The sequence below is a fragment of the Bacillus sp. JCM 19034 genome (assembly GCF_001310635.1).
Classification (GTDB): Bacteria; Bacillota; Bacilli; order Bacillales; family Bacillaceae_D; genus Halalkalibacter.
In genome coordinates this window covers 458,211-470,469 of record NZ_BAXR01000002.1, presented here as the reverse complement: position 1 = coordinate 470,469, position 12,259 = coordinate 458,211, and the positions used below count along the sequence as shown (strand labels likewise).

General features: G+C 38.4%; 8 protein-coding genes and 3 pseudogenes. 1 reads left to right on the top strand and 10 read right to left on the bottom strand.

All coding sequences use genetic code 11. The features are described 5' to 3' along the window. Positions 1–149: 149 nt before the first annotated feature. Positions 150–341, bottom strand: coding sequence for a ComZ family protein (locus tag JCM19034_RS05790; protein WP_062048012.1), 192 nt, complete (start codon positions 339–341; stop codon positions 150–152). Positions 342–449: 108 nt separating this feature from the next. Further along, positions 450–1,418 (bottom strand): BMP family ABC transporter substrate-binding protein, encoded by a 969-nt coding sequence (locus JCM19034_RS05785; RefSeq protein WP_062048010.1) that lies wholly within the window; start codon positions 1,416–1,418, stop codon positions 450–452. Between the two features lie 316 nt (positions 1,419–1,734). Here JCM19034_RS05785 and JCM19034_RS05780 point away from each other — a divergent pair, with 316 nt between their 5' ends. Continuing rightward, positions 1,735–3,327, top strand: coding sequence for a peptide chain release factor 3 (locus tag JCM19034_RS05780; protein WP_062048007.1), 1,593 nt, complete (start codon positions 1,735–1,737; stop codon positions 3,325–3,327). A 110-nt stretch (positions 3,328–3,437) separates the two neighbouring features. On the opposite strand, the gene JCM19034_RS21610 is transcribed toward JCM19034_RS05780, so the two are convergent. From JCM19034_RS21610 to JCM19034_RS05745, 8 genes and pseudogenes are all read right to left on the bottom strand, one after another. After that, positions 3,438–3,596 carry a hypothetical protein gene (locus JCM19034_RS21610; protein ID WP_156323891.1) on the bottom strand — a complete coding sequence of 53 codons (159 nt, stop codon included), beginning with the start codon at positions 3,594–3,596 and terminating at the stop codon, positions 3,438–3,440. Between the two features lie 21 nt (positions 3,597–3,617). Next, positions 3,618–4,511 carry an NAD(P)-dependent oxidoreductase gene (locus JCM19034_RS05775; RefSeq protein WP_062048005.1) on the bottom strand — a complete coding sequence of 298 codons (894 nt, stop codon included), beginning with the start codon at positions 4,509–4,511 and terminating at the stop codon, positions 3,618–3,620. 230 nt (positions 4,512–4,741) lie between these two features. Then, positions 4,742–5,377 (bottom strand): hypothetical protein, encoded by a 636-nt coding sequence (locus JCM19034_RS05770; protein ID WP_062048003.1) that lies wholly within the window; start codon positions 5,375–5,377, stop codon positions 4,742–4,744. 192 nt (positions 5,378–5,569) lie between these two features. Then, the gene (locus tag JCM19034_RS05765; RefSeq protein WP_062048001.1) at positions 5,570–5,761 is read right to left on the bottom strand and encodes a YjzC family protein; all 192 of its coding nucleotides are present in this window, start codon (positions 5,759–5,761) and stop codon (positions 5,570–5,572) included. 46 nt (positions 5,762–5,807) lie between these two features. Beyond that, the gene (gene argF / locus JCM19034_RS05760) at positions 5,808–6,761 is read right to left on the bottom strand and encodes an ornithine carbamoyltransferase (RefSeq protein ID WP_062047999.1); all 954 of its coding nucleotides are present in this window, start codon (positions 6,759–6,761) and stop codon (positions 5,808–5,810) included. Positions 6,762–6,773: 12 nt separating this feature from the next. Then, positions 6,774–9,919, bottom strand: a pseudogene (locus JCM19034_RS05755) (carbamoyl phosphate synthase large subunit). Beyond that, a pseudogene (locus JCM19034_RS05750) lies at positions 9,912–10,870 on the bottom strand (carbamoyl phosphate synthase small subunit). The pseudogenes JCM19034_RS05755 and JCM19034_RS05750 overlap by 8 nt, the downstream one beginning before the upstream one ends. A gap of 216 nt (positions 10,871–11,086) precedes the next feature. Next, positions 11,087–12,251: pseudogene (locus tag JCM19034_RS05745) on the bottom strand (acetylornithine transaminase). Positions 12,252–12,259: the final 8 nt, after the last annotated feature.

Genomic DNA, 12,259 nt, shown 5'->3' with positions numbered 1-12,259 from the left:
TTCTAAATTGCGACATACGGAGCTGTTTCAATGTTCTAGTTTTGCTCGTATCTTCTGTGAGTTTATTTCGTTCACAAAAAATGAACGGAGGTAGCAAGGGAATTCCCTTTGACATACCTCCTCATCAATAATAGAAACATGTAAAGCGTTTATTCCTCTTGTGATGCTTCTTGTTTTCCTAATTCATATGCTTCATTCATCACATTTAAAAGGATTTCAAGCATTGGCTGTAAATCTTCCATATTCAATTCTATCCCTTTTTCATCAAGCATCTTTTTTCCCTCAGGTAAATATTTCATCGCGATTTGCATAAATTTCATATTTTGTTCTTGATTGATCATATTTTCCACCTCTTGTCCAAATCTTCCCTCATAACCATACTATGCGATCACAGTGAAATCAAGCAAACTGATATAATCGTACGTTTTCATTTTATCCAATTCATAATCTTAAAATATCGAGCTTGTAGGTAACTCACCCGTTTCAATAAAATGATCAACAGCCTCCATCATTTGTACTTGCACTTCTTCAGGAACGTTTGAACCGAATGGCCCTAACGAAATAACTCCATCTTCAAAATTATACATGTAGTTACCCCCTGTTAACTCCCCATTTCGATATTGCTCTGCAACTAACTCATATAGCAAGTCCACCTTTTGAATCGTACTCGTTAAAACCGTTGCTTCACCAAGATCAATTTGATCACTGATATAACCAATCGCATATAACCCTTCGTTTTTCGTTTCTTCAACTAATCTGACATGAAACCCATCACCTGCTGGGTAAAACACATCTACTCCATCTGATACCATTTCTCTAAATATAGCTAGTGCCTTTTCATCATCTATCCAATCTTCTACATAATGAATTTGAACGGTCGTATTGTGATCTAAAGATGCCCCCTCATAAAAACCTTCTACTTCAGATTGCCATGGAAAAGCGGCAATCACTCCCACTTGTTGAGTTTCTGACATCTTTGCAGCAATGATTCCTGCAAAGAACCCCATGGCATAGCTATCAAAATGAAGACTTGTCACATTTTCCCCTTCCACTGAACCATTAAAGCTAACAAAATGAAGGTTATCATATTGTTGTCCCAACCTAGTGAATGGGATTGCATAAAAATTCCCATGGCCAAAAATGAGGGACACTCCTTCTTCTGCAAATTCCTCGACAGCTCGCTCAACCTTTGCTTCTGTATCAATGTTTTCTTTAAAGACAACGTCGATACCAAGTTTAGAATGAATATTTAAAAGTCCTTGATATCCTTTACTATTCCAGCCCTGATCATCAATTGTTGCTTCCATCAATAAACCAATTTTCGAAGAGGATGAAGCTTGCGATTCATCGCCTTCTGAACACCCTACTAATAAGCTAATCATAACGACTATAATAAATAAATAAAGACGGTTGTTCATCGTGTTGACACTCCCTACCCTTACTAAAAGTAGCTTACTATAAAGCTTAAGTAAATTTCAGTCTTATACTTTCGTTACATCTATGCTCAATTCCTTTAATATTGAACTAAATTAACATGATGTAATAAGATTGTAATATTATAATTAGATAACCTAATCCACATACTTTTACATAGTAACATAGAATGCAAAATGATTTATACATTGTTTAACATTTTTACACGCTTCCCCATAATAATTAAATTGTGAAATTGTTTGACTACATTGATATAATAGAAAAGCATAAAATAAGTACAAAGAATTGAGGAATGTCAGAATGTCATATAATGAAGCTGTACGGTCACGTCGTACATTTGCGATCATCTCCCATCCTGATGCTGGAAAAACAACCTTAACTGAAAAACTCTTACTTTTTGGAGGAGCTATTCGTGAAGCCGGAACGGTTAAAGGAAAGAAAAACACGAAACACGCTGTTAGTGATTGGATGGAAATTGAGAAACAGAGAGGTATTTCAGTTACGAGCTCTGTTTTAGAGTTTCAATATGATGGATATCATATTAACATTTTAGATACACCTGGACATGAAGATTTTAGTGAAGATACGTATCGAACGTTAACTGCAGCCGATTCTGCGACGATGTTAATAGATGCAGCAAAAGGGGTCGAGGCTCAAACAAAGAAATTATTTAAAGTATGTAAAATGCGCGGTATCCCTATCTTTACTTTTATGAACAAACTTGATCGACAAGGTCGTGACCCTTTTGAATTAATGGAAGAGCTTGAGGAGCTGCTCGGAATCAGATCTTATCCAATGGGCTGGCCCATTGGTATGGGCCAATCATTCTCTGGTGTTTATGACCGTCTAAATAAGAAACTTGAGTTATACAACCCTGATAATCCAAAGGATATTGATGTAATCCAATTAACAGGACCAGATGATCCTAAATTAGATGAGGCCATTAATGATGACGATTTAGTTGCACAATTTCGTGAAGAATTAGAATTACTAGATGTTGCGGGGGACCCCTATGATTTAAATTTAATCAAATCTGGCGAATTAACGCCAATCTTTTTCGGAAGTGCCATTTCAAGCTTCGGAGTTCAAACGTTTTTAGAGCACTTTTTAAAGCTGTCTCCTTGTCCATCGCCTCGTATGAGCTCGATTGGAGAAATTAATCCATTAGATCATAAAGATTTTTCAGGCTTCATATTTAAAATACAAGCAAATATGAATCCAGCTCACCGTGACCGGATTGCTTTTTTGAGAATTACATCAGGAGCGTTTGAAAGGGGTATGCCGGTTAATCATGTACGTTTAGGGAAGCAAATGAAGTTAACACAACCAACGCAATTTTTAGCACAAAACCGACAAATTGTTGATAAAGCGTACCCTGGCGACATTATCGGTTTATTTGATCCAGGAACGCTACGAATTGGAGATACACTCGTTCAAAACAGTAGTTTTAATTTTGATGAAATGCCTCATTTCTCTCCTGAGTTTTTTAGTGTAATTACGGTAAAAGAAGCTCTGAAACATAAATCATTTGAGAAGGGAATTCTTCAATTAACAGAAGAAGGAGCTATTCAACTTTTCAAAACGTATAATCGCTTTAGTGAACAACAAATTGTTGGTGTAGTCGGTGTCTTACAATTTGAAGTACTTGAATATCGTTTAAAGCACGAATATAAGGTTGATATTCAGCTTGAACGTCTTCCGTTTTCTTTGGCTCGTTGGGTGACGGCTGATGAAGAAACATTAAATACATTTAAAAAATCTCAACGTAATTTAGTTACAGACAGGGATCATCGAATTGTTGCACTATTTGAAAACGAATATCAAATGCGCACGGCGATGGAGAAATATCCTGACGTAACGTTTCATGAAAATTCTTATACACACTCCACTTAATATTCCTCCTTACTAAAATGAGGTTGTACTTTGAGATTCTATCATCTCAAAGTACAACCTCTCTCCATTCCGATTAGAATTCCTTAACAGACTGAAGACGGAAGATACGACTAACTCCATTTCCTGCGTATAAAGACTTCAACTGCAAATCCAGCAATTAAGGCAATTAGCACACTAATACCTTCATGCAATTGAACGACGACTGATAACACGTAAAAGCTTACAATCGTAACGATAGCAAAGACAATTATTCCAATAAATGCTTTCATGCTCCTCCTCCATCCAGTATATCATTTAACTTGTCTTTGCCATTGTTCCACATGTTGACGTTGCTTTTCAATCCCTTCTTTAAGCGATGTTTTCACTTTAAATCCCAAATCCCCTTCTGCCTTATCGGCAGACAATTGCACAATTGGCTGTTGTTGAGTTAATTTGGGATGATTAGGATCAATAAGTGAAAGTGCTCTGAACCATTCGCCCACTTTCCCTGTTGATAGATGATAGGTTTCATTTTCATTCTCTGAATTTGCAGCAAGTAATAAGCCATTTACACAATCCTCTACATAAACGAGGTCAATCGTTGAACGATCAAGGTTAACGTTCTTTTTTCCTAATAATAACTGTTGAAACATCATATCGCCCCGTTGCCATGGCCCATATATGGTTGGCAATCGAAAAATGTAATAGGAAATCCCTTTTTTCTTACATTCTCTAATAATTAATCGTTCGCTTGCTAATTTTGTAATCCCGTATGGTGATGTTGGATTCGTTGGCGTTTTTTCAGTAATCTTACCAGGTCTCTCTCCGTAAACTTCAACTGTTGACGTATAGACGAACTTTGTTTTACTTCTGCAGGCATGAATAAGACGCTCTGTGACCGTTACATTTTTCTCAATCACTTCAGTTAACCTAGGCCATTTACTATCTGCATGTGTTAAAGCAGCTAAATGGAAGACAATATCAACTTTTTTTAGGAGACTTTTCAAATCCATGTTTTCAAGTGAGTCATTAATAAACGTCAATAAATCATGACGCCCGATCCTCATCCACTTTTCCTCTTTTTCAATATCCTTCTCCTCTTGAAATGTATCAATGACGATCACTTCATACCCTTCATATAATAGCCGTTCACATAAATGATAACCGATAAATCCTAACCCACCAGTAACTAATGCTCTACGCATCTTCATCTCCTCCATAACACCACTTTATGTTCTTATACGACGAATATTATAGAAATCAGGCTCTTTCTTCCGTATATGCCCATGCTTTTTTTGTGTGTAAGCTAAGATACTTACACATTTTCACAGCTGTGCTTCATGCTTTTTAAAGAAAGGGTATGCTGCCTGTACGGTACGATAGAAGGATCTCTCGTTCCCATGTATTCGCAAGTTAATATACGTATCGAGCTCAGCTAACTCTTGTAAAATGGTCTACTGTGAACATGTAGTGGAAAACGTTTTTCATTTATATCACAGTGAATTGATAAAGGAGGGACATGATTAATAGTAGTTGGAGGGGAAATCATTCTTATCAGGTTATCCGTCACATTACTTTCGTCTTCATGATAAACATTCGCTATCTCTTTAACAAATCGTTTAAAAAACCACCTGTTTTCCTGTTCTTGCCTGAAATACGCTAACATGTTAAAACATGGATTAATAAAATAACTAGATCGTACTTGTTCTACGTTCTTTTCAAACCATCGCAAAGCTAGTAATGCACCTGTACCTTCAGCCAAAACATGGACTTGTTTATTTAAAATTTCTTTTTTTAACACACTGTGATACATATGCAATACCATTTGATAATCATTTACACTTCCCCAATGGTTTGCATGAAGTGGTGGAACGACAACCGTATATCCACGCTGAAGCAGTCCATTCACGAATCGTTCTTTTTCAGGATGAGCTTCCCAATCACTATCTGATGCCCTTGTCATTACACCATTATCACTTAATAGGAAGACGGCAAATCCATTAGGCCTCTCAGGCAGATACGTAACGCTCCACTCTTTGCCTATTTGTTGATAACGTGCATCTTTCATCATTTAGTTACTCCCATCTTCTCAATGTTCTCCTACTATCGTTACTACATTATGCAGTAAAACGATAAAACGGAAGGGTGATAGTAACCTTTTATCATGTTTAAATGCTAAATAAGGTGTGTCGAAAGGATTAATTAATCCTTTTGACACACCTCACAAATACAATCCTGAAATCAGTACAGCCTAAATCATAGATTAATGTCCTGATCTTCTCTTACTTTTTGGTGACCATTTCCGATTATGATTTGAAGTATCTGGGAAAACATCTCCAGCTTCCATTTTTAGCGATTTAGGATTTTGCACCATATCCCCCGTTTCACCAATTTCAACATAAATCCCATTGTTCGGAGCTTTTTGACCTGGTTCGAACTGTTTATTTTGACCCATTCACATTCCCTCCTTCACTCGGTAGAATACCCAAGGAGCGAGCAAATCATGAATTAGACATTAAAGCGACAAGGATTGACTTTTGTGCATGAAGACGATTTTCAGCTTGGTCATAGATAACAGAATGAGGACCATCAATTACTTGTTCTGAAACCTCTTCTCCTCGATGTGCAGGCAAACAATGAAGGAAAATATAGTCATTTTTCGCTAACGAGGCTAATGATTCGTCAACTTGGTAGACAGAGAATTTACTGATTCTTTCATTCTGCTCTTCTTCGTAACCCATACTTGCCCAAACATCAGTGTAAATCACATCTGCCTCTTTAACTGCTTCTTTTGGATCATTCGTTTGGATAAGTGTTGCACCCGTTTCTTTTGCAGCTTTTTCTGCTTTTTTAAAGATATCTTGATCAACCTCATAGCCTTCCGGCGTTGCAATTGATATATCCATTCCAACCTTTGCTCCTACAGCTAATAAAGAATGAGCGACATTATTGCCATCTCCAACATAAGCAAGCTTCAATCCTTTGAGCTTTCCTTTATGCTCTAAAATTGTTAAAGCATCTGCCATTGCTTGACATGGATGATATCCATCCGTCAGAGCGTTAATAACAGGAACAGAGGCATGTTGGGCTAATTCTTCCACAAGCTCGTGTGAATTCGTACGGATCATAATCGCATCAACATAGCGCGATAGTACATTGGCTGTATCTTTCACTGGCTCCCCTCTACCGATTTGCATGTCACGTGGACTTAAAAACAATGCATGTCCACCTAATTGTGTCATACCAACTTCGAATGAAACGCGTGTACGTGTGGACGCATTTTCAAAAATCATTCCAAGTGATTTTCCTTTCAGTAAATCGGACTGCTTTCCGTTCTTCGTCTCTTGCTTCAGCACACGGGCATGCTGAAGCAAGACATCAATTTCCTTTGGATCAAAATCAAGTAACGTTAAAAAATTCTTACCTCTTAGTGAAGAAATATTGACTACTCCCACTTAAATCACTCCTTACATAGTTAGTTCTTTTCCTTTTTTCCACCATTCTTGAATCGCTTCATACTGCTGGTTCTCAACCTTTATTGCCTTAATCATCCATGATAATGTCGTTAATTCGGAAACGACTGCACAACGTTGCTTTAATGCTTCCTGACGATTTAGTTTACCTTCTTTTGTTCCAAGCTTCGGTAAACTGATAAGTGCAATCGCGTCATCCTGTTGCACCCAATTCTCAAAGTCTTCAGATATGATCGTAAACCCTAACTCTTCTAATTGTGTTTGATATGGAGCAAATGCGGCCTCATATTCAGTTGCGACATCAATATAGATCGTTCCTTTTTGTGTAAAAAATTTCGGCTTTGCTTGTGACCAAACAAATGCTTTTAAGAATGCTTCATCTAACTGATCACTCATACTCATTAATTCACCTGTTGACTTCATTTCAGCTTCTAATAACGGATCAAGACCAGCTAATTTTTGATAAGAAAACACCGGAGCCTTTACAGTATAAAAATTCGGTTCAAAAATTGTGCCATCTTCTATGTTCAGTGCCGGTAAACTTTCCCCTAGCAATAATTTAATCGTATGCTCTATAAATGGCTCATTTGAAATCTTACTTAAAATTGGAACGGTTCTGGAAGCACGAGGATTAATTTCAATCACATATAGGTTTCCTTCATACAAAACAAATTGGATATTAAATATGCCTTTAAAGTCCATTCCTTGGGCAATTTTTTTCGTATAATTGTGAACAAGCTCCTTCACATTTTTTGAAATGCTAAAAGGAGGAACGACAGCCATACTATCACCTGAGTGTACACCCGCTCTTTCAACATGTTCAAACATCCCAGCAATGGCGATATGTTGACCATCCGTTAGTGCATCTATTTCTAGTTCTGTCCCTGGGTAATAAGCATCAATTAATAATGGGAAAGCAATTGTTTGTTCAGCGTCTTCTAAATATTCAACAAACTCAGATTCTGACTGAAATAACATCATTCCTTGCCCGCCAATAACATAAGATGGACGAATTAAAACTGGATAGCCAATCTCTTTCGCCTTTGTTAAGCCGTCCTCTATGTCATTCGCTGTCACACCAGGAATATGCGGAACACTGACAGATTTCATAAAGGAATAAAAGCGACCGCGATCCTCTAATTGGTCAATCGTATCTTGGTTTGTTCCATAAAGCTTCACACCAGCTTCCTCCAACCCTTCGACAAGAGAAATTGCTGTTTGACCACCAAGCTGGATGATCACACCTTCTACTTTTTCTAGCTCAATGACATGAAGGACATCTTCAACTGTTAATGGTTCGAAATATAAACGATCTGCCGTAGCATAATCGGTACTTACTGTTTCAGGGTTATTATTCATCATGATCGCTTCATAACCTAGCTTGTGTAAGCTTTTTATACCTTGAACTGAACAATAATCAAATTCGATCCCCTGACCAATTCGGATAGGTCCAGAACCGATCAAAAGAATCTTTTTCTTATTAGATGAAGGTTGAACATCAGAATCTCCATGCCAGCTTGAATAATAGTAAGCAGTTGAAGCTAGAAATTCACCCGCACACGTATCAACCATTTTATAAGATGGATACAATGATAGCTCTTTCCGCTTTTGACGGACGGCTATTTCCGTAACTCCCCACGTTTTTGCTAACCATTCGTCTGCAAAACCAGCTTCTTTCACTTTCTTTAAGAAACTAGCATCAACGTTTGGAAAAGATTTAGCACGAATCTCATTTTCTAGCGTTATCAGTCGTTCGAAGGCATGTAGGAAGAAAAGATTTATTTTCGTCTCCAGATGCAATTCTTCACTGCTAATACCTCGTCTTAGTAATTCTAATAAGACAAAAAATCTCCGGTCATCAGGCTGTTTAGCAAGCTGCCATAACTGCTCTGTCGTTTTTGCAGTAAGCACCGGCATTTGCAGCCCATGTATTTTTAATTCTAATGAACGGACCGCTTTTTGAATTGCCGCCTCTAAATTTCGTTCAATTGCCATCACTTCTCCGGTAGCTTTCATTTGTGTACCGAGTTGTCGTTGAGCATGAACAAATTTGTCAAATGGCCAACGTGGGAACTTAACAACGACATAATCAAGTGCTGGCTCGAAGCTCGCAAAAGTATGACCCGTAACTGGATTAATAAGTTCATGTAGTTGATATCCCAGACTCACTTTCGCTGCCATCCGAGCAATTGGATAGCCTGTTGCTTTAGAGGCAAGTGCCGATGACCGACTTACTCGCGGGTTCACTTCAATTAAATAATATTGCTTGCTATATGGATCCAATGCAAATTGAATGTTACAGCCGCCAACAATGCCAAGGGCACGAATAATTTTCACTGATACCGTTCGCAGCATTTGATACTCAACGTCTGTTAACGTTTGTGATGGAGCGACAACGATGGAATCTCCTGTATGAACGCCGACTGGATCAATATTTTCCATGTTACAAACGGTTATGCACGTATCATTACTATCACGCATTACTTCGTATTCAATTTCTTTAAAGCCGGCAATGCTCTTTTCAACTAAACATTGGCTAATCGGACTAAGTGAAAGACCAGCTTTAATAATTTGCTTTAATTCAGCTTCCGAATGTGCAATACCTCCACCTGCTCCTCCTAACGTATACGCTGGGCGAACGATAATTGGATAGTCAACTTCCTTGGCAAAGGCCAGTGCAGCTCTTCAGTTGTCACAATATTACTTTCTGGAACGGGCTCATTTAACTCTTGCATTAACGCCCGAAATGCTTCACGGTCCTCTCCCTTTCGAATCGAATCAATTGGTGTTCCTAACAATTCAACATTATATTTTTCTAACAGACCATGATCATATAGATCCATTGCCAAATTTAACCCTGTTTGCCCACCTAATGTTGCTAAAATACCATCAGGCTTTTCTTTTTGTAAAATAGCCTCTACACTTTCGATCGTTAACGGTTCAAAGTAAACACGGTCAGCACATGCTTCATCCGTCATAACTGTTGCGGGATTATTATTGATTAGGACAACTTCTACTCCCTCTTCCTTCAAAGCTAGACAAGCTTGTGTACCGGCATAATCAAATTCCGCCGCCTGCCCAATCACAATGGGGCCAGATCCAATGACAAGTACTTTTTTAATATGTGTATATTTAGGCATAAACTTTTTCTCTCCCTTTACGCTGAAGCATTTCAATAAATTCTTGAAAGAGCTGGCCACTATCAGAAGGACCAGGATGTGCTTCTGGATGAAACTGTACTGTGAAAATTGGATATTTCGTATGGCTTAACCCTTCGATTGAACGGTCATTAATATTCAAATAACGTGCTTTAAAACCTGTATTAGCTAATGATTCTTCCTGAACGACATAGCTATGATTTTGTGAGGTCATATAGACCTGATTTGTCTCTAAATCAATAACAGGCTGATTTGCTCCTCTATGACCAAACGTTAACTTCTTTGTATCTGCCCCAAAGGCCAGAGCTAATAGCTGATGCCCTAAGCAAATCCCCATCGTCGGATACGTTTGTGCTACTTGCTTAATATTTTGCAACAGATCTTTGACGCGTTTTGGATTACCAGGTCCATTAGAGTAAAGACTCCGTCTGGATTTAACTGTTCGATTTCTTTTGCCGTTGTATGAAACGGAGTAATTGTAACGCGCAAGCCAAGATCGACTAATGAATCGACGATTGATTTCTTATATCCGAAATCGACGACAACAATGTGCTGCTCACCACTTCCAAACGTTTGCTGCTCACCAATGGCGACATCAGGAATCACGTCCTTTTGGTCTAATGGTTCGTATTCGTCAAAAGAAACTTCTTCTGGTGTCGTCGTTACAATCGCTCGCATATCACCATGCTGGCGAATCTGCTTCACAATCGCTCTCGTATCAACATCCGATATAAGTGGAATAGAATATGCTTGACAATATTCAGCTAACGATTGTGTAGATTCATAGTGATAACCTGTATTTGATAACGTACTAACAATGACTGCCTCTACTTGTGGTTGTTTGCTTTCAAAATCATTTACATTTATCCCATAATTTCCGATTAATGGATATGTGAAAACAACCATCTGCCCTTTAAATGATGGATCTGTCATTACTTCTTGATAACCTGTCATCCCTGTAAAAAAACAATTTCTGCATGCACGTCTTCTTGCTGCCCTTGAAGGTGCCTGCAAATGTTGCACCGTTTTCTAGTACAATATACCCTCTCATTTCTCCACCCCACAAACGAATACTTATACTTAAATGTTGATTTTTATGCACTAATATACTTAGAGCAGGGTGCCGCTTAGACACCCCATCTATTTAAACTATACATTTAGATGCTGCTTTTCATCAGCTGACTTTAAGACCGACGCCAATACTGAAACTGCTTGACTAATCTGTTCATCGGTCACAACAAATGGTGGTAACAGTCGAATCACATTTGGTCCAGCTGGTAAAACGAGTAGCCCTTGTTTTCGACAAGCATACAACAGATCTGCAATCTCTACTTTACATTCTATGCCAACCATGAGCCCTTTGCCGCGAATATCCTTTACAATATTTAATGCTTTTAACTCTTCAGTCAAATTCTTCATTAACAATTGGCCCTTTGCTTGACTGACTGCAATACGCTATCAGATAACGCTTCTTCTAAAACAGCAGCTGCTGCAGCCATCGCTAATGGGTTACCTCCAAAAGTCGAACCATGACTACCAGGACCGAACGCCTCTTTCAATGATGCTTTACCGACCATTGCACCAACAGGGAATCCGTTTCCTAATCCTTTCGCCAATGTAAAAATATCAGGAGATAAGTTCCATTGTTCATAACCAAAAGCTGTCCCTGTGCGTCCTATTCCCGTCTGAACTTCATCAACAATTAATAGACAGCCTTTTTCTTTACAAATTGTTTTAATTAGCTCACTGAAGCTTCATCCATTAAATGAACACCGCCTTCACCTTGTATAACCTCAACCATGATCGCTGCTGTCGCATCGGTTACAGCATTTTGCAGGGAATCACAATCGTTTAACTCAACATATGAAAAGGAAGGAAGCAATGGCCCGAAACCTTCGTGTACTTTTTCTTGACCAGTGGCTGCTAACGTTCCTAACGTGCGACCATGAAAAGACTGTTTCAGCGTTACAATATGATGCTTGCTTGTTGCTTTACGTGCCAATTTAATCGCAGCTTCATTAGCTTCAGCACCACTATTTGTAAAGAACACATAATCTCCGACACTATGAAGAGTGAGCATTTTTGCTACTTTTTCTTGACCCTCGTGATGAAATAAATTAGAAGCATGCCACAACTTATCTACTTGCATTTTGACAGCCTCATTGACACGTGGATGACAATGTCCTAAATTACATACAGCGATTCCTGCCATAAAATCTAAATATTCAGTACGGTTTTGATCTATTAAAATGGCTCCATTGCCTGAGACGGCTTGAACTTCCCATTTTGCATAGGTCGGAAATAGTGCACTCATTCGTTGCT